Source organism: Neisseria perflava (assembly GCF_019334725.1).
In the GTDB taxonomy this organism is placed as follows: domain Bacteria; phylum Pseudomonadota; class Gammaproteobacteria; order Burkholderiales; family Neisseriaceae; genus Neisseria; species Neisseria subflava_A.
On the sequence record NZ_CP079818.1, the window covers coordinates 1,072,290 to 1,095,022 of the forward strand.

General features: G+C 52.0%; 17 protein-coding genes. 7 read left to right on the forward strand and 10 right to left on the reverse strand.

What is annotated here, in order from left to right; all coding sequences use genetic code 11:
• Window positions 1-23: 23 nt before the first annotated feature.
• Together tdfG and ribBA are read right to left on the reverse strand one after the other, a co-directional pair.
• Complete coding sequence (tdfG, locus tag LPB400_RS05110) at window positions 24-3,644, reverse strand: TonB-dependent receptor TdfG (protein WP_070461458.1); 3,621 nt, start codon at window positions 3,642-3,644, stop codon at window positions 24-26.
• A gap of 254 nt (window positions 3,645-3,898) precedes the next feature.
• Complete coding sequence (ribBA, locus tag LPB400_RS05115; RefSeq protein WP_107792507.1) at window positions 3,899-5,239, reverse strand: bifunctional 3,4-dihydroxy-2-butanone-4-phosphate synthase/GTP cyclohydrolase II; 1,341 nt, start codon at window positions 5,237-5,239, stop codon at window positions 3,899-3,901.
• 189 nt (window positions 5,240-5,428) lie between these two features.
• Between ribBA and LPB400_RS05120 the strand changes: the two genes are divergently transcribed.
• Window positions 5,429-6,040 carry a DUF4230 domain-containing protein gene (locus LPB400_RS05120; RefSeq protein WP_083290066.1) on the forward strand — a complete coding sequence of 204 codons (612 nt, stop codon included), beginning with the start codon at window positions 5,429-5,431 and terminating at the stop codon, window positions 6,038-6,040.
• Between the two features lie 65 nt (window positions 6,041-6,105).
• On the opposite strand, the gene LPB400_RS05125 is transcribed toward LPB400_RS05120, so the two are convergent.
• The gene (locus tag LPB400_RS05125; RefSeq protein WP_107792506.1) at window positions 6,106-7,353 is read right to left on the reverse strand and encodes an N-acetylmuramoyl-L-alanine amidase; all 1,248 of its coding nucleotides are present in this window, start codon (window positions 7,351-7,353) and stop codon (window positions 6,106-6,108) included.
• Window positions 7,341-7,811, reverse strand: coding sequence for a tRNA (adenosine(37)-N6)-threonylcarbamoyltransferase complex ATPase subunit type 1 TsaE (gene tsaE, locus LPB400_RS05130; protein WP_107792505.1), 471 nt, complete (start codon window positions 7,809-7,811; stop codon window positions 7,341-7,343). The genes LPB400_RS05125 and tsaE overlap by 13 nt, the downstream gene beginning before the upstream one ends.
• Before the next feature lie 171 nt (window positions 7,812-7,982).
• On the opposite strand from tsaE, the gene pheA reads away from it, so the two are divergent.
• The 3 genes from pheA (at window position 7,983) to prfH (ending at window position 11,243) form a co-directional block, all read left to right on the forward strand.
• The gene (gene pheA, locus LPB400_RS05135) at window positions 7,983-9,071 is read left to right on the forward strand and encodes a prephenate dehydratase (protein ID WP_107792504.1); all 1,089 of its coding nucleotides are present in this window, start codon (window positions 7,983-7,985) and stop codon (window positions 9,069-9,071) included.
• A 397-nt stretch (window positions 9,072-9,468) separates the two neighbouring features.
• Complete coding sequence (locus tag LPB400_RS05140; protein WP_107792503.1) at window positions 9,469-10,602, forward strand: RNA ligase RtcB family protein; 1,134 nt, start codon at window positions 9,469-9,471, stop codon at window positions 10,600-10,602.
• Between the two features lie 2 nt (window positions 10,603-10,604).
• Entirely contained in the window at window positions 10,605-11,243 is a 639-nt protein-coding gene (gene prfH, locus LPB400_RS05145; RefSeq protein WP_070461463.1) for a peptide chain release factor H, read from the forward strand.
• Between the two features lie 86 nt (window positions 11,244-11,329).
• Here the strand turns inward: prfH and LPB400_RS05150 are convergent, their stop codons facing one another.
• From LPB400_RS05150 to LPB400_RS05175, 6 genes are all read right to left on the reverse strand, one after another.
• Window positions 11,330-12,559 carry an HlyD family type I secretion periplasmic adaptor subunit gene (locus tag LPB400_RS05150; protein ID WP_070461464.1) on the reverse strand — a complete coding sequence of 410 codons (1,230 nt, stop codon included), beginning with the start codon at window positions 12,557-12,559 and terminating at the stop codon, window positions 11,330-11,332.
• A gap of 88 nt (window positions 12,560-12,647) precedes the next feature.
• Window positions 12,648-14,831 carry a type I secretion system permease/ATPase gene (locus LPB400_RS05155; protein WP_070461465.1) on the reverse strand — a complete coding sequence of 728 codons (2,184 nt, stop codon included), beginning with the start codon at window positions 14,829-14,831 and terminating at the stop codon, window positions 12,648-12,650.
• A gap of 43 nt (window positions 14,832-14,874) precedes the next feature.
• Window positions 14,875-16,104 carry a TolC family protein gene (locus LPB400_RS05160; protein ID WP_219089623.1) on the reverse strand — a complete coding sequence of 410 codons (1,230 nt, stop codon included), beginning with the start codon at window positions 16,102-16,104 and terminating at the stop codon, window positions 14,875-14,877.
• 303 nt (window positions 16,105-16,407) lie between these two features.
• Window positions 16,408-17,667 carry an RsmB/NOP family class I SAM-dependent RNA methyltransferase gene (locus LPB400_RS05165; protein ID WP_219089710.1) on the reverse strand — a complete coding sequence of 420 codons (1,260 nt, stop codon included), beginning with the start codon at window positions 17,665-17,667 and terminating at the stop codon, window positions 16,408-16,410.
• A 35-nt stretch (window positions 17,668-17,702) separates the two neighbouring features.
• Window positions 17,703-18,572 carry a DUF1853 family protein gene (locus LPB400_RS05170; RefSeq protein WP_219089712.1) on the reverse strand — a complete coding sequence of 290 codons (870 nt, stop codon included), beginning with the start codon at window positions 18,570-18,572 and terminating at the stop codon, window positions 17,703-17,705.
• Between the two features lie 39 nt (window positions 18,573-18,611).
• Window positions 18,612-19,427, reverse strand: a complete 816-nt coding sequence (locus LPB400_RS05175; RefSeq protein ID WP_219089625.1) for an RNA methyltransferase — start codon at window positions 19,425-19,427, stop codon at window positions 18,612-18,614.
• A gap of 175 nt (window positions 19,428-19,602) precedes the next feature.
• On the opposite strand from LPB400_RS05175, the gene LPB400_RS05180 reads away from it, so the two are divergent.
• The 3 genes from LPB400_RS05180 to LPB400_RS05190 all read left to right on the forward strand — a co-directional run bounded on the left by LPB400_RS05180 (window position 19,603) and on the right by LPB400_RS05190 (window position 22,715).
• On the forward strand, window positions 19,603-20,388 hold the full coding sequence (locus LPB400_RS05180; protein ID WP_107792501.1) for an inositol monophosphatase family protein: 786 nt from the start codon (window positions 19,603-19,605) through the stop codon (window positions 20,386-20,388).
• A 263-nt stretch (window positions 20,389-20,651) separates the two neighbouring features.
• Complete coding sequence (proB, locus tag LPB400_RS05185) at window positions 20,652-21,455, forward strand: glutamate 5-kinase (RefSeq protein WP_107792500.1); 804 nt, start codon at window positions 20,652-20,654, stop codon at window positions 21,453-21,455.
• Window positions 21,456-21,464: 9 nt separating this feature from the next.
• Window positions 21,465-22,715, forward strand: a complete 1,251-nt coding sequence (locus tag LPB400_RS05190; protein ID WP_107792499.1) for a glutamate-5-semialdehyde dehydrogenase — start codon at window positions 21,465-21,467, stop codon at window positions 22,713-22,715.
• Window positions 22,716-22,733: the final 18 nt, after the last annotated feature.

Below are 22,733 nucleotides of genomic sequence, written 5' to 3' on the forward strand. Positions count from 1 at the left end.
GACAATAGGTCTGATTGAAAATTTTAGAATTTCGCTTTTAGGCCGAAGGTAACCGTCCTACCTGGGCCGGGAACGGGGGTGCTGGACATCGGGTCTAGATAATAGCGGTTGGCGAGGTTAGTAACGCCGAAATTCAAGTCTATATGTTTCCCTATGCGGTAGCGGGCATAGGCATCTAAAAGGGTGGCGGCATGCCAGCCGTAGGGTTTGCCGTTGCGCTCATACACCTGCCCCGCGCCGTCGGCAATCAGCTTGTCGTAGTTTTTCCGCTCCGCCTTGCTGTGATGGATGGCGCGCATGCCCAATTCCAGTTTTTTGTTGAAGAAGCGCGTGCCGACATCAAGGGAAAGCGAATATTTCGGCTGCAGGGACTGGAAGAAGCGGCTGAGGCCGAAGCCGCCTTCCAGGCATTCGGGTACGCGTTGCAGGTAATAGTCGAATTTGAAGGCGATTTGTTTGTCGCAAACCGCGTGTTTCAAGCGGTAAGTACCGCCGAAGGAGGCGAAGAAGCGGCCGCTGTCGAGGCGGCTTTGCAGCTCCACCCCCTTGCTGACTGCCCTGTCGTATTGGATCATGCCGCCGTCCATATTGGATGTGTCGATTTGGTTTTTGATTTTATTGCTGTAGTAGGTGAGGCGGAGGTCGCCTTGGCGCAGCTTGGTGAAATGCGGGGCGAAATTGAAATTGTAGCCGACTTCCCAGTTGGTGCTTTTTTCGGGTTTTAGGTCGTATTCGGCAACAACTTCCCTGCGGAGTAGGGCGTTGCTGCTGACTCCGGTCAATTCATACAGGCTGGGGAAGCGGCTCATGCGGGCATAACGGGCAAAGAGGCGGTGGTTGTCGGCAAGATCGTAGCTGACCGCCAGCATGGGCGACCAGGAATGCGCGCGTTGCTCCTGCGGTATGCGCCAGCGGTCGGCTTCGCCGAATTGATGCCTGACCCAAGCAAGGTTGTGTGGATGAGCTAACCGGTCTCTAGCAAAATCATTATCGTCTTCCGGTGGTGTCTGATTTGTATTGGCCAGTGCTTGCGATTCGGTAATCTGTCCGGGAGCAATATGTAAATTCGCCCCCGGAATATAGCGGCGGTGGCTGCCGCCCTTGCCTTGCGGATTATTTACCATTTCGCGGTATTTCTCGGGAGCAAGCTGTACTTTGCTGTTGTCGAATTTTCCCGAAACAATTGGGATAATCTGTTTGCGGCGTAGGACATATAGCACATCGGTATTTTTATCGCCATGTGTATATTCAACAAGCTGTCCATTTGGTTTGGCATACAAGCGTGTTTCCTGATCAACGAGAGTATCATGCGGATCAAAATCGTAACCGTTTTTTTCCTTAAAACGGCGGTTAAGGTCTTGATATTCTGCAACCTGTCCTCCGATTCTATCAGGGTTATAAAGCTGCAACATTCGCTTTTGGTTGGCAATATCTTCTTCATCCGCCAATTCAAAATACGGCATCATCAGGCCGGTAACATAGCTGTCCGAACCCAGGCCATACTGATACCAGGGGTTGCGTGCGGCACGCTGCCGCGCCAGTTCGATATTGCGTCCTTTAAAGTTCTGATAGCGCACGCCCGCCTGTATGTTCAGGCGGGAAGTCGGTTTCCAGTCGAAGACCAGGTTCGCGCCCCATTCGCGCTTTTTCGCCGACTGCGGGCCGCCCAAGGCCGCCATGCGAGTCAGTACGCCGAAAGTATTCATCAAATCATTGCTGTCGGCGGTATCGGTGCGTTCTTCCAGTGTTTCGCGCTGGTAGTCGGCGGCGAGGGTGAGGCTGAGTTTGTCGGAAAGGCGGAAGCGGTTGCTGAGGTTGAAGCCGTTGCGGACGACGTCGGTACGCTGCCGCGCACCGGGAACGATGATACGGTCGGGATGTTCGATGTAGTAGCGTTCCTGATTCAGCTTTTGCTTCAGTTCGGCCAGGTTCATCAGCCTGCCCAGATGGTTGGTCTGGTCGGTCATCACATTTTTATCGGCGGGCGTGATGGCGTAGTAGCCGCCCGTATGCCCCATCCAGCGGTCAGTAATCGCACGGTTGTTTTCATCGTATTCTGCCAGCTTGCGGGCGATTTTGTCGGGCGTGTCTTCTATCATGCGCAGCACTTCTTCATGGGTTCGCGCCGAACCGTAGGTGTTCGACGTCATCGCGCTTTCGCAGCTTTCCCCCCGCAGGTTAGGTGAGGGCTGTTTGCGTATGTTGCACCAATACCAAAGGTCGTACTCATAGTCGGGCGTAATGACGCCGACGACGGGGCCGCCGCTCTGATGGCGGTTGCTGTCGGTCTTCACCCGCCACATATCGGCCTGAAAATCTATCCATTTGTTGTTTTGCGGCTTCCATTCGTAGCCGATTTTGTAGGTTTTGCTGTCGATTTTCGTCCCTATGCCCGGTGCCTGCTGCGCAGGTTCGTCTAGGGATTGTTCGGCGAAACCGAGTATCCATGCCGTTATCAGGGGGTTGATTTCGCCGAAGCCGATTTTGTTGTCCATATATTGCAGGCTGATTTTTTGGTTGCCCGGCAGATACCAGTTGTTTTTCAGCAGCAGGGTTTTGGTGTCGGTGTGGCTGTTCATGATTTCTTCGCCCGGCCTGAACAGGACGGCCATATTCGGCACCAGGCTGGCGGAAGATTTGCAGAGTATGTCTTTTTCCCGTGGCGATTTGTCGGGATACTGGTCGTAACAGGCATCTGCACCGTAAATGGGGTTGTTGAGGTAGCTCTGATAACCGCGTTTGCCCGCGTAGTAGTTGCCTTTTTGGCGGTGGCTGTATGCGGCAAGGCCGTCTGTAATGTCGGTTTTGAAGGCGGCGGACAACATCAGCTGCCTGTCGTCTTTGAAGTTGGTGTGGCTTTTGCCGCCCGCATACTTGGTACCCGCGATGCCTTCGTCCAACAACAGGGCGGTGGGGGAAGGTTTGCCGGTATAGCCGGTCAATACATCGGGCATACCCGATACCCCGTCCGCCGTCGCGCCTATGGGCGAGAGAGTGCGGTAGTCGCGGCCTAAGAATTGGCGCAGGTCGTTTTTCTGCGCCACGGTGTTGCCGGAAAACTCGGTTTTGACTTCGATTCCCCAGTTTCTCCCTTCGGGGATGATGTCGGAAGGTTCGATGGTGCGGATAGACATCGCGCCGCCGACGCCCGATTTCACGCCGCGCGTGAGGGCCGGGCTTTTTTCCACCGCGATGCTGCGGAACAGGGCGGGGTCGAGGTAGTTGCGGTCGCCCACGCCGTAGTTGTTGAGCCAGACATCGACCGTCTGCTCCGTACCGTCCAGCGTTACGGGGATACGGCCTTTGCCGGTGATGCCGCGTATGTTGGGCGTAATCGCGCCGCCGGCGGTGCGGGTGTTCATGTTGTACACGCCGTTTAGGCCTTTGAGCACGTCGCCGGCGGATTGGACGCGGTAGCGTTCGAGGTATTCTTTGCCGACATAGGCGTTGGAGACGTTTTTGTAATACACGTCGTCCGCGCCTTTTTGGTCGTTGGTACGTTTGCCACTGACAACAACGGTATCCAATTCCTGGTATTGTTCTGGTCGAGCTGAGGTTTCGATGGTATTGGCAACGGTTAATGTACTGAACGCGCTGGCAAGGCTGAGAATGATTATTTTGGGTTTGGGAGTAAAAGCAGACATAGTTTCTCTTTGTTAAGAACTTAATATAATAGGTTAAAATACTCTTTTATATAAAAAATATAAAATTTTTAAATATTATTAATATTTATATCATAATTGATTATTCTTATCATTATTGAAATAATTTAATAAATAGTCGTTTTTATCATAATTTTATTTGGATAATATTCAGATAAATAGAGAGATGAAAAGGCCGTCTGAAAATTTTCAGACGGCCTTTTATTTCATTTGCTTTGAGAATCAATCAAGCAAGATTATTTCTCAGCTTCTTCAAAACCGACGACTTCGAGGCCGAAGCCGGTGAGGCCGGTGAAGGATGAAGGCTGGCCGAGGACGCGCAGTTTTTTGACGTTGAGGCCAGCGAGAATTTGTGCGCCTATGCCGTAGCTTTTGCTGTCCCATTTGTAGGCTTGGTTTGCGCCTTTGGGCAGGGTGCGGTCGAGCAGGGTGGCGCCGTCTTCGGTACGGTGCAGGAGGATGACTACGCCGCTTTCGGCTTGTTGGATGCGCTCAAGGGCTTTGGGCAATGACCAGGAATGGCGCGGGTTGGCTTGGATGAAGTCCATGACGCTGAAGGGTTCGTGGACGCGGACGAGGGTTTCTTCGTCGGCGGTTGGTGTACCTTTGACGAGGGCGAGGTGGGTTTCGCCTGAGAGTTTGTCGACGTAAACGTGTTGTTGGAACTCGCCCCACGGGGTTTGTACGGGTGCGTTGCCCATGTCTTCGAGCAGGCTTTCGGTGCGGCTGCGGTATTCGATGAGGTCGGTAATGGTGCCGATTTTGAGGTTGTGTTCTTCGGCGAATTTCATCAGTTCGGGCATGCGCGCCATGGTGCCGTCGTCGTTGATGATTTCGCAGATGACGGCGGCGGGAATCAGGCCGTTCATTTGTGCCAGATCAACGCCGGCTTCTGTGTGTCCTGCGCGGACGAGTACGCCGCCTTTTTGGGCACGCAATGGGAAGATGTGGCCGGGTTGGACGATGTCTTCTGGTTTGGCGGATGGGGAAACGGCGGTTTGAATGGTCAGGGCGCGATCGGCGGCGGAGATGCCGGTGGTAATGCCGTGGGCGGCTTCGATGGAGACGGTAAAGTTGGTACCGTATTGCGCGCCGTTTTTCTGGGTCATCATGGGCAGGCCGAGTTTTTCGACCATTTCGCCGTCCATCGGCAGGCAGACCAGGCCGCGTGCGTGTTTAATCATGAAGTTGATGGCTTCGGGGGTAACGAATTGGGCGGCCATCAGCAAGTCGCCTTCGTTTTCGCGGTCTTCGGCATCGGTGATGATGACCATTTTGCCGGCTTTGATGTCTGCTAGGATTTCTGGGATGGTGGAGATGTGGGACATGGTATTTCTTTCTTGGCTGATGGTGGGGGCGTGGCGGTCTTGGTGGTCTTGATCCAGCCACATGTCAGGCATATTGGCTGCCTGCTCGATTTTTCGGGCTTTTTTCTCGCCGAAAGATTTGTTTTTCAACAGGGCGGACAGCTCGCCTTGGTTGATGGCGATGGCTTGTGCAAACTTGGTCTGCTGGCCGTTGTGGTGTTGTGTTATCCATTGCCGCAGGTTGTGGCGGCGCAGGTCGGTGGTGTTCATGATGAGATGGAATTGAATTGTGTGTAATGGATTGTAGTCTTGTCTTTACCAAAAGGCAAACTTTGTTTATTGAGTTTTTTTATTACTTTTTAGTAATAAGTTTTAATATTTCAGACGGCCTGGGTATGGCTTGAAATTGACGGTTTTGGGAGAATATGGGGAATGTTTTGATGATTATTTTAACGGGGGATGTTTGAAATGAAAATGCTTGGGCGCGGATTGGTCGTGCTGGTGTTGTGTGCGCTGACGGCTGCAGGCGGCTGGTTTTATGCCCTGCATGGTCAGAACGAAGAACATCAGGTTTTGTCCCGTGAGGGGGTTTTGATGCAGATTAAGCAGATGAACCGCTTGGAAAGTACGGCATTTTATATCGATACGATTATCCGTACGGAGAAAAAAGGGGATTGGCGCAGGCTTTGGCAGGATTCTCAAAGCGGTATTTTTATTGTGCGCGGTAAGGTGTTGGCCGGTTTGGATTTGGACAAGTTAGGCGCGGACAATGTCAATATTGTGGACGACAAGGTCTTAATCAGCCTGCCGGCGGTGGAAATTTTGAGCGTGGATTTGGAAAATATCGAAGTGTACGATATTCAGACCGGCTCGTTTAATTTGCTGCCTATGGATAAGTCGGTATTTAAGACGGTGCAGGAAGAAGCGAAAAGGCAGGTATTGCAAAGCGCGTGTAAGGCTGAGATTTTGGAGCATGCCAACCGTCAGGCGCAAATCCAGTTGGAAAACTTATTTGCATTGACGCAGACGAAGGTGTCCGTCTATCCGGCTGCGGTAGGGAAGTGCGGTTAAATAGATTGCTTGAAAAGATAAGGCCGTCTGAAAAATTTTCAGACGGCCTTTGTTTCATCAAGCCATTATCCGCGTCGTAAAACGGCGGTATTGATGTATTTTTGAATACCGGTGGCAATGGCTTGGGCGCATTGTTGGCGGAAGGATTCGCTGCCGAGTAGCCGCTCTTCGGTAGGGTTGGAGAGGAAGGCGGTTTCCACCAAAATGGACGGAACATCCGGCGCGCGGAGGACAGCGAAGTTGGCTTCGTCAACGCGGCCTTTGTGTAATTGGTTGAGTTTGCCCAATTCGGTCAAGACGGAATGGCCGAGTTTGCGGCTGTCACGCAGGGTCGCGGTTTGGGTCATGTCCAAAATCGTGTTGTCGACATTGGGGTTGCCGCTGGTTTGTACGCCGCCGATGGCGTCGGCGTTGTTTTGGGTTTGGGCAAGGAATTTTGCCGCCGAGCTGGTCGCTCCTTTGGTATTGAGCATATATACGCCGGTACCGCGAGCGGACGGGCTGGTAAAGGCATCGGCGTGGATGGACACGAATACGTCGGCATTGCGTGCACGGCCTTTGGCAACGCGTACGCCCAATGGGATAAAGATGTCTTCGTTGCGCGTCATGAATACGTTGTAACCCAAGGCTTCGAGGCGTTTTTTGGTTTCGCGTGCAATGGAGAGTACAACGTTTTTTTCTTTGAGGCCGCTCGGGCCGATTGCGCCGGGGTCTTCGCCACCGTGACCGGGGTCAATCATAATCACGGGACGGCGGTTGCCGCCGCTGCCGCGATTGTTTTTAGGGGCAGGGGTGTCGTATGCGATATTGGTATTCGGACGTTGTTTGGGGACATTGCCGTTGAGCAAGGCCATCATCGGGTCGTTGGCATCTGCGCCGTGCGGATAGAGGTCGATAACCAAGCGGTTTCTGAAGTTGCCGACGGGGGCGAGCGCAAAGACTTGCGGATGGGAGCTTTGTTTGAGGTCGATGACGATACGCACGGTATTGGGCGTATTTTGACCAGCACGAATGCTGCGGATAAAAGGGTCGTTAGACAGCACTTTGCTGGAAATGCCTTGCAGGACGCTGTTGATTTCCGCTCCTTGAATATCTACAACCAACCGGCTGGGGTTGTCCAACATAAAATGTTGGTATTTCATCGAGTGGTTGCTCTCAAGGGTAACGCGTGTGTAGGCGTGCGCCGGCCAAATGCGGACGGCAAGGAATTGCGCAGGAGAGGCCGGTTTGGCCAATGCGGCACCAACGGGCGTGAGGGTGAGAAATAGTCCTGTGCCTTGACGGAGAATGTGTCTTCTAGTTAATTTGACCATGATTCTAAACTTTTTCGGCCTTGGTTTGTGTGGGCGGAAAAGGTGCAGGTTCTGCCCTTATCGGTATACGTCAATGTAATGGTAATATCTGCCGGAGGCGTGAATTCCCCGCCTTGCTGCGGCCATTCGATGAGGCAGATGCTGTCGGGCGCAAACAATTCGTCCAAACCGGCATCTTCCCATTCCTCGGGTATGGTAAAGCGGTAGAGGTCGAAATGGTGGAGGGTGAATGCATCCAGCGGATAAGATTCGACAATGGTGTAAGTCGGGCTTTTGACTGCGCCCGTATGTCCCAGTCCGCGCAAAATCCCGCGTGTCAGCGTGGTTTTGCCTGCACCCAGCCCGCCTTCAAGGTAGATGGTCAGCGGAGCGGAAAGCTGCTTGCTCCATTCTTCACCCAGTTTCAGGGTTGCTTCTTCATCGGGCAGAAAACGGGTGTACAGTCCGTTTGAGTGCATGGAATAGACCTTGTCGTTCAAAAGGCTTAATTATGATGGAATTGGCGGCGTTTGCAAACCTGATAGACGATAAAGTTAGATAAAGATAGTGTTGAGGCCGTCTGAAAACGGAATTCAGACGGCCTTTAATGTTAAAATGAAAATATCCCTCACAAAATTGCGAGACAGCTTATGCCTTTATCCATAGACGAACAATTATTGCCGCACCGCAATGCCATCGACAGCATCGATGCGGAAATCCTCCGTTTGCTCAACGAGCGCGCCGGTCATGCGCATGCTATCGGCGAATTGAAAGGGACAGGCGCGGTGTACCGTCCTGAACGGGAAGTGGCCGTTTTGCGCCGGATTCAGGATTTGAACCGCGGTCCTTTGCCTGATGAATCGGTCACCCGGCTGTTTCGCGAGATTATGAGCGAATGTTTGGCAGTGGAGCGTCCGCTGACGATTGCCTATTTGGGCCCGAAGGGAACATTTACCCAGCAAGCCGCCATCAAACATTTCGGCCACGCCGCACACACCATGGCGTGTACCACCATCGACAACTGCTTCAAACAAGTTGAAACGCGTCAAGCCGATTATTTGGTGGCGCCGGTAGAAAATTCGACCGAAGGCTCGGTGGGGCGCACTTTGGACTTGCTGGCCGTAACTGCGTTGAAAGCCTGCGGCGAAGTGGTTGTCCGTATTCATCACAACTTGTTGCGTAAAGACAGCCACGAAATCGGCGGCATTACCAAAGTTTTCGCCCATGCCCAAGCCTTGGCACAATGCAACGACTGGCTCGGCCGCAATCTGCCTAATGCCGAGCGTATCGCCGTAGCCAGCAATGCCGAAGCAGCGCGTCTGGTTGCCGAATCTGACAGTCCGAATGTGGCCGCGATAGCCGGACGTATTGCCGCGGAAATTTATCAGTTGAGCTTTGCCGCCGAGTGTATCGAAGACGAACCGAACAACACCACGCGCTTCTTGGTGATGGGTCATCAAGAAACCGGCCGCAGCGGCAACGATAAAACCTCTTTGGTCGTATCCGCACCCAACCGTGCCGGTGCCGTTACCTCCTTGTTGCAACCCTTCACCAAGTTGGGCATTTCCATGACCAAATTTGAAAGCCGCCCAAGCAAATCGGTTTTGTGGGAATATCTGTTCTTCATTGATATCGAAGGCCATCAAGGCGATGAAAATGTCCAAAAAGCCTTGCAGCTTTTGGGTGAACGCGCTTCCTTCGTGAAAGTTGTCGGCTCTTATCCGACCGTTGTTTTGTAAGGATTATTGGGTATCAAAGGCCGTCTGAAAAGTTTTCAGACGGCCTAAATTATGTTCTCAATAGTTGCCATTTATGCAACATCATTGGCAGATTGATGTCAGTAAGTTTGCATGATTGGAAATGAACCTTCTATAATCCGAACGTTTTTAATATTTTCATGCAAAGAAAGGAGCAAGCCATGACACGCAATACTTCAATCCGCTCAATCACATTCTTTGCAGCCCAAGCGTAGGTCTGACTTTCGGATAACGCTTTTCGCATTCCATGTCGCCCGCTTCGGGCTGCTTTCCCTACGATTATCGGCTAGAAACCAGGCCGTCTGAACATTTAGCAGACGGTAGATACCTATTGTCATCTGTTGACGGTTTCTATCCGTTTAAAAGAAAGCATAAACACATGGGCAATTATTCCCATCATATTCAAATTATTGCCGATTCAAATACATGGATTGAAGGCAACGCTGTCGCACAGCTTGAAACCACCGCCCGATTACCGCATATGTTGCGCGTTGCCGGAATGCCGGATTTACACGCAGGGCGCGGTTATCCGGTTGGCGCGGCATTTTTCAGCGACCGTCATTTTTATCCTGCCCTGATTGGAAACGACATCGGTTGCGGCATGGCGTTTTGGCAGACCGATTTACGCGCGGCCAAACTCAAACCTGCCAAACTCGCCAAACAGCTTGGCAATATCGATACGCCGCTAGATAAAGACGAACAGGTCGATTTATTAGGTGACGCTGTCGATATGCACCAATTTTCAGACGGCCTTGCTGTAGGTACGATTGGCGGCGGCAACCATTTTGCCGAGTTGCAAACCGTTGACACCGTTTATCGCACCGATTTGCTTCCGCCCGATTTTGATGAAAACCATCTGCAACTGTTGGTGCATAGCGGTTCGCGCGGATTGGGCCAGCAGATTTTGCAATACCATATTGCCGCCTTCGGGCATCAAGGTTTGGCGGAAGAGGGCGAAGCGGCGGCGGCCTATCTTGCCGAACACCAAACAGCCCTTGAATTTGCCAGCCTTAACCGCCGTTTGATTGTGGCCAGAATGCTTGACCGTTGGCGCGCAGAAGGAACATGCCTGCTCGATGTCCACCATAATTTTTTGGAACAAACCGAGATTGACGGCACAATCGGTTGGCTGCACCGAAAAGGCGCAACGCCCACCGATAAAGGCTTGGTCATGATACCCGGCTCGCGCGGCGATTACAGCTATCTGGTCCAACCTGCCGAAGATTGTCAAATTTCGTTGAATACCTTGGCTCACGGCGCAGGTCGGAAATGGCAGCGCGGCGAATGCAAAGGCAGGTTGTCGCACAAATACACTGCCGACAGCCTGCGCCAGACCGAATTCGGCAGCGTAGTCGTTTGTCAGGATAAGGCCTTGATTTTTGAAGAAGCGCCGCAGGCTTATAAAAGCATCGACAGCGTTATTGCCGCCATGAAAAACGCAGGTTTGATTGAATTGGTCGCGCGGTTTAAACCTGTTTTGACTTATAAAACCGGCGGCGAGTGTGGAGCGTAAAGATGAAACAGAATACACCAGCGGTTCATCTGCAAATTTCCACCGCGCAAGGGCCGGCAGAGTGCCGAATATTTGCCCGTTTCGTCTTGGGCAAGCTGCTTGCCGAAGCCCAATCAAAAGGCATTGATGCCGAACTCGTTAACGAAACCGCCGATAAGTACGGCATTTTGTCGGCGACGCTCAAATTGGCAGGGCAAAAAGCCGAAAGTTTGGCGCAAACTTGGCAGGGGACGCTCCAATGGATATGCCCCAGCCCCGTCCGCCCGAAACATCCGCGCAAAAATTGGTATATAGGCGTTTTTCGTTTGCCCGATATGCCGCAGACGTATGAAATGCCGTCTGAAAACGGAATCGAGTTTCAAACCTGCCGTTCGGGCGGTAAAGGCGGGCAACACGTCAATAAAATCGAAAGCGCCGTCCGCGCTACCCATAAAGAAAGCGGCATTTCCGTGTGGGTCGAGAGCGAACGCAGCCAGCATGCCAATAAAAAATTGGCGGTAATGTTATTGGCGCAAAAGCTGGCAGAGCATCATGCCGGACAGGCAGGAAATTTTGCGCAGGAGCAGCACACGCAACTCTATCAAGTTGAGCGCGGCAATCCGAAAAGGACGTTTGTCGGAGCGACGTTTAAGGAGAAGTAATTTGCCTGTCGGATAAACAGGCATAGTGAAAACATAAACCAAAGGCCGTCTGAAAACTTTCAGACGGCCTTTTATCAGTTTATCGATTAGCGTTCGCTCAACGCTTGTTTCATACGCGTAATCGGTTTGATCAGGTATTGGAAGATGGTTTTTTCACCGGTTTTGATGTCTACCGTTGCAACCATACCCGGAATAATCGGCATCGGTTTGCCGTTTTTGTCTTTCAGGGAGTTGTTTTCGGTTTGGACGAGAACGCGGTAATAAACTTGGTTCGGGTCAAGTTTTAAGTCGTTGGCACGGTTTTGCATAGAGTTGCTGACGGTATCGGCGCCGACGAGGGTAACTTTGCCTTCTAAACCGCCGTAGATGGAGTAGTCGTATGCGCTGACTTTAACCAATGCAGGTTGGCCTGCGCGGATAAAGGCGATGTCTTGCGGACGGATATAGGCTTCGACCAGCAGTTTGTCATCAACCGGGACGATTTGCATGATGTCTTCGCCTGCGTTCACAACGCCGCCGATGGTGGTGACTTTTATGCCTTTGACGATGCCGCGCATAGGGGCGCGGATTTGCGAGCGTTCAACCGGGTCGGCACGCATGGCAACGTTTTCTTTGGATTGCGCCAGTTCGGATTCGGCTTGCAAGAGTTCGTTGTTGGCATCGGCTTTGTAGCGGTTGCGGCGTTCAGAGATTTGGGTGGCCAAGTCTGCGGAATCGCGGCGCATTCTTAAAAGTTCGACTTCGGAAACATAACCTTCGGAAACAAGAGGAGCAGTAATGGCAATCTCTCGATCAAGTGCGGCCTTGCTTTGGGATAGGCCGTTGATGGCATCCACCATGACTTGGCGGCGTGCTTTGTAGGCGGCGATTTCGCGACGGCGAAGCTCGGGACCCACGCTGTCAGGGAAGGAGAGCTTGGTTCCGTAGGCTTCAGCTTTAAGGCGGGCAATAGTGGCTTCGAGGTTTGCGACTTTGGCTTCGCTTTCGCGCAAAACGGCGGAGCTGCGTGTGTCGTCGAGTTTCATCAGAATCTGATCTTTCTCGACCATATCTCCTTCTTTAACCATGATTTCGGTTACGATGCCGGGATCCAGGCTTTGGATTACTTGCTCACGGCTGCTGGGAATGATATTGCCGTTGCCACGGGTAACTTCTTCGACAGGGCTGTTGTAAGCCCAAATAACGAAGACAATCATCAGAATAAAAAACAGGATGATGACAATAAACTGGCCACTGTGTTTTTCTTTTTGCAGGGCGGCGTTGAGGTCGTTGATAAGGTCGAGATCTTTGGATTTGACGTTGTTTTCGCGGCTCATAATCGTGTGTCTTTATTGTGTTTGGTGGATTTTAACCATTAGGGCAGGCTGTTTGAAAGGGCAAGTAGGTTTCAGACGGCCTTTTGCTTTATCGTGCTGCTGATTGAGAGGCAGCAGCAGCTTGTTGCTGTTGTTTGGCGTTGGCTGCTTTGGCCTGTTCGTTTTGCATGAGTTTTTGCAATACGAGGTCACGCGGGCCGTCCATCACGACTTTACCATTATCCATCACAATGATGCGGTTGACGATTTGCAGCACTTGCGGACGGTGGGTCACCAAAAGCATGGTGCGGTTGCGACCCCATTGGGCAATAGCATTGAGCGCCATGCGTTCGGTAGCCTGGTCCAGGCTGGTGGTCGGCTCGTCCAGCAAGACGACTTTCGGGTTGCGCAAGGTCATGCGTGCCAGGGCGATGATTTGTTTTTGACCGCCGGACAAGCCTAAGCCGTCTTCACCCAGAGGCATATCCAAACCACGTGGATGGTTGCGGATGATTTTGTCGAGGCCGAAGCGGTTGAGCGCAGTCAGTAAGTCTTGGTCGGTAGAGTAGCTGCCGGTACGCGCCAAGTCCATATTTTCACGCAATGTGCCGAGGAACAGGCGTGGCGATTGGCTCAACAGCAGGACTTGATCGCGCAGGAAGTTGGGGTCAAGCTGGCGCATATCGACGCCGTCAAGGGTAACGTTGCCTTTTTCAGTGTCGTACAGACCGCTGGCCAGTTTGAGCATGGTGCTTTTACCGCTGCCGATACGGCCCAAAATACCGACTTTTTCACCCGGTTTGATGGTCAGGCGCAAATCTTCGACGGCGCTGTTGTTGTCGGCTTGATATTTGAACGATACATTTTCAAAGGTAATGTTGCCTTGTACGTTGTCCAAAGTAATGTATTTGCGTTCCGGATTGCGCTCGATAGGGCGGGTAACGATGTCGTTTACACCTTTGAGGGCAAGTTTGGCCTGTTGGAAGCGGGTGGCCAAACCAGCGATTTGTGCCAACGGCGCCAAGGCGCGGCCGGACAGAATCACAGAGGCAATCAATGCACCCATGGTGATACGTTCCGCATGGTTGTCGGCATGAATCAAATAGGTACCGACGACGACCAAGAAGACGGTATTGAGCTGCTGCATGGCAACGGCGAAGTTGACCATGAAGTTGCTGGTGTCTTTGACTTTGATGGAAGAAGCGGAAGTTTTGGCGGTGTATTCGTCCCAACGTTGTTGCGCCCAAGATGTGGCGTTGTTGGTTTTCAGGGTTTCGATGCCTTCGATGGCTTCAACGGCAAGGCCGGAGCGTTGCGAACCTTCTTTCATCGATTCGTTGATGTGGCGAGAGAGCGGGCGTTGTACGACAAAACCGACAATCACGACAATCGGAATGATGGTTAGGGGAACGAGTGCCAGTTTGCCGCCGACCATGGAAATTACGAAGATAAACAGCAACAGGAAAGGCAAGTCGACAATAGTCAACAAGCTGGCACTGGTCATGAACTCTCGCACGGCTTCAAATTCGCGCAGGTTGCTGGCGTATGAACCGGAAGAAGCTGGACGGTCTGCCAGACGTAATGCCATCACGCGGCGGAACAGGGCGGAGCTGATGATCAAGTCGGCTTTTTTGCCGGCAATATCGGTCAAATGACCACGAATCATCTTGGCGGCAAATTCAAACAAAATCGCCAAGACCACGCCGATGCTCAATACCCACAAGGTTTCATAGGCCTGATTGGGAATCACGCGGTCGTACACGTTCATCACATACAGGGAGCTGACGAGCGCAAGGAAGTTGATAATGATGGTGGCCAAAATGACTTGGTAGTAGTAGCTGCGGAAACGCCAAATGACTTTCCAAAACCATGCTTTGGGCAGATGGTATTCAGGCAGCTCCGAGCGCATATCGGTCGCCATTTTGGGTTTGATAAACCAGCAGTAGCCCAAATACAGGCCGGAAAGCTGCTCGTGGCTGAGTTCCTGTTCCAAACCGTCTACTTGGCGGATATGGTATTTGCGCTCTTGGCCGGAGCCTTCGATTTGGGTGATGACCGCTGCCTCTTCGTTGTGCAGGATAATCATGACCGGCACGGCGAGCGAGGGGATGTCTTCCAAATTGCGTTTGGATAAGGTGTTTTCAAAGCCGTGGCTGCGCAGGACTTCGACCAGCGAGTGATAGTTGACCTTAAGCTTTTTGTCGCGCACGACTTCGGCGGACAAAGCAGCTTCGGATACGGGCGCACCCAAAAGGCGGGTCACTAAGACGATATGTTCAATGATGGCTTTCATATTTTTTCGCGTAATGTTTTTGGTTTAACCGGCGGATATGGCTTTATTTTTGTGCCAAACCGACCCAAGCGGAGATTTTGGCCTGGGTATTTAAATAGTCGAGCGCCGCATCGCGGAAATCGTTGCGGGCGGCAACATAATCCTGCTCGATGGAGGATAACTCGCTGTATGCGCTCAAAACGTCGGTCAGCGTACGTCGGGCGATTTTAAACTGCAATTCGTACACTTTGATGACTTCTTTTTGGGCGGCGATGTGTTGCGCCGTCAACGCGGTACGCTGTTCGCTTTCCTGCATGTCGATGGCTGATGTTTGAACGCGTTCGTTCATGTCGCGCAGGATTTGTTCGGACTTGGCTTCTGCGGCAATCAATGATTTGGCATTGCGCTCTACATTGTGTCGTGCGGCAATATCCAACACATTCCATGCAACGTTTAAATAAAGCTGTCTGGTGTTACGCGTTGCACTGCCTTCTAAATTAAGGGCAGGCAGGCGTTCGGCTTTGGAAGCGTCCAAATCGGCACGGACGCTGTCGCGCTCGGCCAATTGCGCCTGATAGGACGGATTGTTGTTGCGGTTGGGGTTGTTGAAGCGTTCGCTGATGGATTTCGCCGTGTCGTTTTTAAACGGATCTTCCAAATCGTTGGCAGTCAGCTGGCGCGAGGTATAGCGGGACAGGCGGCTCAGTGCCAAATCCATGGTGCGGCGTTGTTGGGCAATGATGTTTGCCACTTGCAGTTGGCGCGCGCGCGCTTCAATCAATTCGGAACGGCGGCCGGCATCATATTTGACGATGGTATCCAAGTCTTTTAAGAGCTTGTTGTGGCGCGTCAAAGTCTGTTCGTTGAGGATCAGGGTTTCTTTTGCGCGCAATGCGCTCAGATAGAGGCGGCCGATATCGCTGCCCAGCTGCTCTTGGCTTTCGGTGTATTTGTGTTGATAGTATTCTTCGCGGCTGCGGTCGCGGCGGACGGCGGCTTCAATCGCACCCCATGAGTAGATGTTCACGCTGCCGCGCACGCCGACACCGTCTTCCATGTCGTTGCTGGAATATTTATTGTGTTGCGCCAGCACTTTTGTGCCGGTCAGGGTAACGACAGGATAATGGCGCGCACGCGTGGCTTTGGTCGTGCTTTGCGCTGCTTCTTGAGTGGCTTTGGCTTCACGCACAATCGGATCGCTGATTAAAGCGTCCCTGAGGATGTCTTGCAGGCTGTATGCAGAGGCCGTCTGAAACGGCAACAGACAGCAGGCGACGGCAACGGCCGATGACAATAAACGGGGCTTTGTGGGGGAAGAATAAATATGCGACATGATTTTTAACCAAATGATTTATATATTATCGTTGTCCGTATCGGGTATCGCCTGAGGCATGACCGGGCGAATTTTGAACGAGAACACATACATTTACAAAGCATAAAGCATTTTTGCCAGCTTTTCACAATATTCTGATAAAAGGTCGAGATACATGCCTTAAAGTATATTATTGCAGAGCGCGACTATCGTATCTAATGATTTTAATGTAAAAAATCTATCAAAAAGGCCGTCTGAAAGGATTTCAGACGGCCTTTTTCAACCTTAATCCTTGCGTTGCAATACGGCGGCAAAGAAGCCGTCGGTTTGGTGTTCTCTAGAGTTGAGGCGCAGGTATTTTCCGGTATCCAAATCAATCTTCAGGCTTTGCAGCAGTTCGGCGCAGTTGACGAGTTCAAATTCGGGATGTTCGGACAGGAAACGTTCGACTTGCAACTCATTTTCTTCCGGTAATACGCTGCAGGTGGCATACACCAAGCGGCCATGAGGTTTCACCAGTTTGGAGGCGGCATCGAGGATGCTGTGTTGCTGTTCTAAAAGGTTGGCCACGGTCTCGGCGGATTGGCGGTATTTAAGGTCGGGGTTGCGGCGTAAAGTACCCAAACCGGAGCAGGGCGCGTCCACCAACACGCGGTCGGCTTTGCCTGCCAGTCGGGTGATACGGGTATCGTGTTCGCTGCTGATGCGTTCGGGGTGGATGTTGGTCAGTCCGGCACGGGTCATGCGCGGTTTGAGGTTGGCAAGGCGTTTTTCGGCGATGTCGAAGGCGTAGATTCTGCCTTTGTTGGCCATTTGCGCGCCGACAGCCAAGGTTTTACCGCCGGCACCGGCACAGAAATCGACAACGATTTCGCCGCGTTTTGCGCCCACCAATAAGGCAAGCAGCTGGCTGCCTTCGTCTTGGACTTCCAACGTGCCGTCTAAAAACAGTTCGTGTTTGTTAAGCGCGATTTTGTTTTTCAGGCGGATGCCCCAGGGCGAATAAGGCGTGGCCTCTGCATCGGCACTTTCGGCTTGCAACAATGGCAGCACTTTATCACGTTTGCTTTTCAGGGTATTGACACGGATGTCGAGCGGGGCAGGTTGGTTGATGCTGCGGCCGAAGGCGAGGATTTCTTCTTCGCTCCAATGCTGTTGCAGTTGTTCCACCAGCCATTGCGGTAATTCTGCGGCGGTATTCAGGCCGTCTGAAAACTCGGTTTTACGGGCTTTCAAATTGCCGAGGAACTCTGTTTCTTCTTCATCAAGCAGGTCTTTGATTTGGCTGATGTTGGTGCTTCTGCCGAGAACCAGTGCGGCGAGTGCGGCTTTGCGCGGCTGCGCGTGCGGACGGCGCAGGGCGGTACTGATTTTTTGATAGTGGCGCAGTGCGGCAAAGGCGGTTTCGGCGATTTCGTGGCGGTCTTGGCGGCCGAGTTTTTTGTGTTCGCGGAAATAGGCGGAGAGGACGGCATCGGAAGGCTGTTTGAAAGTCAGCATTTCAGCCAAAACTTTGGCGGTATGGTCGAGTTGTGCGGCGTTCATAATGTAATGGGTTCTCTTAAAGTTGGTAAATGGTTTCAGACGGCCTTCATGATGCGTTCGATTTCGTGCCAAAAGCCGTCCGGCCGTAATTCCAAAACGGCAATCAAGCCTTGGTCGATACGGCGGATTTCGGTTTCGTTCAATGTTTCGGTTTCGGCAACACGCGCAGGCGCGAGATAGGCCATGCGGTCGAGCAGATGGTAGCGGGCTTCTTGGCGTTCAAACCCGTATTCCGCCCAATCTTGAATATAGATGCCGCGCCAGCCGTATGGATTAAGCGGCGGCTCAAAAGTATGGAAACCCTGTGGAAAAAATCCGATGCCGCGCACGATGGAAGCAGGAAGCAGATTTTCCGGCAGGCCTTGTGCGGTTAAGGTTGCTTTGCCTTGCGGCGTATGCAGCAGTTTGGATTGCTGCACCAGTTTGGCGGCTTTGTCCGTCAGCGTGTCTTTAGGATTAAGGCCGCGCAGGTTTTGCACTTGGTCTCCGCCGTAGTATTTACACGCCAGCTCGATATGGTAGGGCTGTTGGTTGAGGGAAACGACAAAATCTGCAGCTCCCAAAGTTTGGCCGTCTGAAAAAACGGGCAGGTTGTATGCGTGCAGTTCGGCATGCGGCGCGTTGGCAAACCAAAAAGCCAGCAGCTCTTCGGCATAAATGCCGAGACGGTGGCCGAACGGGGCGCGTTGGGTAAGGTAATCCATCAGCGGCGTGGGATCGGCATCCAATGCCAAAAGGTAGCGGAAACCGTGTTCCCCCAATAGTTCGCGCACGCTCAATTCGCAACCGCTTTGCCACAAAGGCGGCGCAGTCAGCAGCGAGGCGAGGTCGCGGACGGGGTGGCTGGTGAGTTTCCACCATAATGCGTCTAGGGCGTAATTCATGCTTATCCGAATATCAGTCATGCCGTCTGAAAGGCTGGAAATGTTTTCAGACGGCATTAATCAGTCTTTTTTATGGATACGGTGGCTGACGGTATTGAAAAAACCGCGCAGGATATCGATGTCTTCGGTTTGCGTGTTGGCGCGTCCGAACAGGCTCTGCATACGGCGCATCAGGCGCTCGCCGTTGCGGCGGTTGAAAAAGCCGATGTCGTTCATCACGCTTTCCATGTGGGCAACCATGCCTTTGATTTGCTCGTGGGTCGCGGCGTGGTCTTCCTGTTGCAGGTGGGTCATGGGTGAATCGGTTTGGCTGAAGATTTCGTAGCATACAACTTGCACTGCTTGGGCGAGGTTGAGCGAGAAATAGTCGGGGTTGCCGTTGATGGTCATCAGTCGGTTGCAGGCTTGGACTTCTTCGATGCTCAAGCCGAAAGTTTCGTTACCGAAAACCAGCGCCACTTTCTCGCCACGGTTGGCGGCCTGTAGTAATTCAGGCACCAATTCGCGCGGCGTTTGCAGCGGCGCAGTGATTTCACGGCGGCGGCTGGTTAGGGCGCAGGCGATGGTGGTGTCGGCAAGGGCTTCGTCCAAAGAAGCGGCAATGGTGGCATTTTCCAAAACGTCTGCCGCGCCGGAGGCAAGGATGAAACTTTCTTCCGGTAATTTAAATGATTGCGGATGCTCCGGATCGAATACGGGCGGATTTTCCGTCATCGGCGTTGCCATCAGATTGGGGGCGACGATGGTCAATTTGTGCAGGCCCATTGTTTTCATGGCGCGCGCGGCGGAGCCGATATTGGCGGGATGGCTGGTGCGCGTGAGGATGATGCGGATGTTGTCCAGATAAGCGGGCAGGGCAGGTTTTTCGGAAGTCATGTTTTATTTTCTGTTTGTACGGGAATCAGGTATAATGCGCCATCTTTTTGTTTTCAGACGGCCTTTTTCCATGCCGTCTGAAATGTTCTTTAACAGCATCGGAAACGATTAACAGCCTCTTGTGTGCCTTGTTCGGCGCATTAGGGCGTATTTTACCTGAATTAGGAAGAAAACCATGAATCCGTTTTTAAATACCGCTTTCAAAGCCGCCCGTAAAGCAGGGCAAATGATGATTCGCGCCGCCGGCAATCTGGATGCCGTCAAAGTAGACAGCAAAGCATTCAACGACTTCGTTTCCGATGTTGACCGCAGCTCCGAGATGATTTTGGTGGAAGCGCTCAAAGAAGCCTATCCGCATCATAAAATCACTTGCGAAGAAGGCGGCTCCCACGGTAAAGCCACCGCCGAGTACGAATGGATTATCGACCCGCTCGACGGCACAACCAACTTCCTCCACGGCCATCCTCAATACGCCATCTCTATGGCACTCCTGCACAAAGGCGTGTTGCAAGAAGCTTTGGTGTACGCACCTGAGCGCAACGACGTGTACATGGCATCCCGCGGCAAAGGCGCGTTGCTCAACGACCGCCGCATCCGCGTTTCCAACCGCATCGAATTGAACCGCTGCCTGATCGGTACCGGCTTCCCTGTTGTCGATCAAAGCATGATGGACAAGTATCTGGCGATTTTGAGAGACTTCTTGGCAAAAACCGCCGGCGGCCGTCGTGAAGGCGCGGCTTCTTTGGATTTGTGTGCCGTTGCGGCCGGCCGTTTGGACGGTTTCTTCGAGTTTAACCTCAAACCTTGGGATATTGCCGCCGGTGCATTGATTGTCCAAGAAGCAGGCGGCATCGTTACCGATATGTCCGGTAATGAAGGCTGGTTGGAAAGCGGCGACATCGTTGCGGCCAATCCTAAAGTATTGGCGCAAATGCTGAAAATTATTTCTGAACACCAATAAGCGTTTGTAGGGCACGGCCTGTATTTTTCGTGGCAGGCCGGATTCTCAACAATCGGTAAAAGGCCGTCTGAAACCTGAAATAGGGTTTCAGACGGCCTTTTGTTTTGTTGTTAACGGATTCGGATAAGAGCTGAAAATACGGCTTTTAAAGGGAGCATTTTTAATTTTGTCTGTATTTTCTATTGCTTCGCAGTTATGATGTGGATTAGCTTGGCTGAAATAATGCCGCGTGCAATCATAAAAATAGAAAGCAGAGGAGAATAATGAAACGAGATTTTGAAGCAGTAAAACGCATTGTCATTAAGATCGGAACCAGTTCTTTGGTGTTGCCAAACGGCAAAATCAATTTGGCAAAAATCGACCAACTGGCCTTTGTCATTTCCAGCTTGGTCAGTAAGGACAAAGAAATTGTGCTGGTGTCTTCCGGCGCGATGGGCTTTGGGCTGAATGTCCTCAACATGGAAAAACGTCCGGCGGAAATGGCGCAGCAACAGGCTGTTTCCAGCGTCGGTCAAGTGGCCATGATGAGCCTTTACTCGCAGATTTTTTCCCATTATCGGATGACGGTATCGCAAATCCTGCTGACGCGTGATGTGGTCGAATATCCGGAAAGTTTGGCAAATGTTACCAATGCTTTTGAATCCCTGCTTTCCATCGGTGTCATCCCTATTGTCAATGAGAACGACGCGGTCAGCGTGGACGAGATGGACCATGCGACCAAGTTTGGCGATAACGACCGTTTGTCGGCAGTCGTGGCGAAAATCGTTAAAGCTGATTTGCTGATTATGCTGTCCGATATTGACGGTTTGTTTGATAAAAATCCGGCTGTTCACACTGATGCCAAGCTGCGCAGCCATGTGGTCGATATTACTGAAGAAATTATTGCTTCTGCCGGCGGCTCGGGCAGTAAGTTTGGTACGGGCGGCATGCTCAGTAAGATTAAGAGCGCGCAGATGATGTTTGAACATCACGGCCAGATGGTGTTGATGAACAGCGCCAATCCGCGCGATATCCTTCAGGTTTTAGATGGCGCGCCTATCGGAACGTGGTTTGCACAAGAGAAATAGGGAGGTTTGATGAGCTATATCGAACAGTTGGGCAAGAATGCTCAAAAAGCCAGTAAAAAGTTAATCAGCTTGGGAAGCGTGGAAAAAAACAATCTGTTGCGTCAGGTTGCGGCAGCATTGGTTGAACAGGCTGAGATGATTTTGGCGGAAAATGCCCGCGATTTGGCCGCTGCAAAAGAAAACGGCATTTCGGACATTATGCTCGACAGGCTGCGCTTGAATTACGAACGCATCAAAGGCATTGCGGAAGGCATTGGGCAGGTTGCCGATTTGCAGGACCCGATTGGGCAGGTTGTCCGTGGTTATACCAATCTGGACGGTTTGAAGATTGTTCAAAAACGCGTGCCTTTGGGCGTGGTCGCCATGATTTTTGAAAGCCGCCCGAATGTTTCAGTCGATGCGTTTTCTCTGGCCTTTAAAACCGGCAATGCCATTATTTTGCGCGGCGGTCGCGATGCCATCCATTCCAACACCGCATTGATTGCCGTCATCAGGCAGACTTTGGTAAAAGCGGGAATGGATGCCGATGTGGTGCAGCTGGTTGAAGATACCAGTCATGCCGCTGCCGAGGAATTGATGCAGGCAGTCGATTATATTGATGTGCTGATTCCGCGCGGCGGTGCGCGCTTGATTCAGACGGTGAAAGAGAAATCGAAAGTTCCCGTCATTGAAACCGGAGTCGGTAATTGCCATATTTATGTGGACGACAGTGCCGATTTGGAGATGGCAGTCGATATCGTCGTGAACGCCAAAACGCAGCGTCCGAGCGTGTGCAATGCAGCTGAATCTTTGGTTGTCCACGAAAAGATAGCGGAGGCGTTTTTGCCCAAACTGGAAGAAGCAGTTGCCAAAGTGCATCCGGTCGAATTTAGAGCCGATCAGGAAGCACTGCGTATGTTTAAAAATGCTGTTTTGGCAACCGAGGAAGATTACAGTACCGAGTTTCTTGACTATATTATGTCGGTCAAAACGGTAAAATCAGTGGAAGAAGCCGTCGATTGGATTAATGGCCATACGACGCATCACTCGGAAGCGATTGTGACCCAAAGCATTGCCCATGCCGAGTTTTTCCAAGAAAGCATTGATGCGGCGGCGGTTTATGTCAATGCGTCTACTCGGTTTACCGACGGCTTTGTTTTCGGATTGGGCGCGGAAATCGGTATTTCCACCCAAAAAATGCACGCCCGTGGCCCGATGGGTTTGGAAGCGCTGACTTCGACCAAATTCTATATCAATGGCAACGGTCAGATCCGACGTTGAGAAACGCCCCTCAACTTC

Excerpts from the sequence above, each read along its gene's own strand:
- tdfG (WP_070461458.1), bottom strand. The coding sequence starts at position 3,644 with ATGTCTGCTTTTACTCCCAAACCCAAAATAATCATTCTCAGCCTTGCC.
- ribBA (WP_107792507.1), bottom strand. The coding sequence starts at position 5,239 with ATGAACACCACCGACCTGCGCCGCCACAACCTGCGGCAATGGATAACA.
- LPB400_RS05120 (WP_083290066.1), top strand. The coding sequence starts at position 5,429 with ATGTTTGAAATGAAAATGCTTGGGCGCGGATTGGTCGTGCTGGTGTTG.
- LPB400_RS05125 (WP_107792506.1), bottom strand. The coding sequence starts at position 7,353 with ATGGTCAAATTAACTAGAAGACACATTCTCCGTCAAGGCACAGGACTA.
- tsaE (WP_107792505.1), bottom strand. The coding sequence starts at position 7,811 with ATGCACTCAAACGGACTGTACACCCGTTTTCTGCCCGATGAAGAAGCA.
- pheA (WP_107792504.1), top strand. The coding sequence starts at position 7,983 with ATGCCTTTATCCATAGACGAACAATTATTGCCGCACCGCAATGCCATC.
- LPB400_RS05140 (WP_107792503.1), top strand. The coding sequence starts at position 9,469 with ATGGGCAATTATTCCCATCATATTCAAATTATTGCCGATTCAAATACA.
- prfH (WP_070461463.1), top strand. The coding sequence starts at position 10,605 with ATGAAACAGAATACACCAGCGGTTCATCTGCAAATTTCCACCGCGCAA.
- LPB400_RS05150 (WP_070461464.1), bottom strand. The coding sequence starts at position 12,559 with ATGAGCCGCGAAAACAACGTCAAATCCAAAGATCTCGACCTTATCAAC.
- LPB400_RS05155 (WP_070461465.1), bottom strand. The coding sequence starts at position 14,831 with ATGAAAGCCATCATTGAACATATCGTCTTAGTGACCCGCCTTTTGGGT.
- LPB400_RS05165 (WP_219089710.1), bottom strand. The coding sequence starts at position 17,667 with ATGAACGCCGCACAACTCGACCATACCGCCAAAGTTTTGGCTGAAATG.
- LPB400_RS05170 (WP_219089712.1), bottom strand. The coding sequence starts at position 18,572 with ATGACTGATATTCGGATAAGCATGAATTACGCCCTAGACGCATTATGG.
- LPB400_RS05175 (WP_219089625.1), bottom strand. The coding sequence starts at position 19,427 with ATGACTTCCGAAAAACCTGCCCTGCCCGCTTATCTGGACAACATCCGC.
- LPB400_RS05180 (WP_107792501.1), top strand. The coding sequence starts at position 19,603 with ATGAATCCGTTTTTAAATACCGCTTTCAAAGCCGCCCGTAAAGCAGGG.
- proB (WP_107792500.1), top strand. The coding sequence starts at position 20,652 with ATGAAACGAGATTTTGAAGCAGTAAAACGCATTGTCATTAAGATCGGA.
- LPB400_RS05190 (WP_107792499.1), top strand. The coding sequence starts at position 21,465 with ATGAGCTATATCGAACAGTTGGGCAAGAATGCTCAAAAAGCCAGTAAA.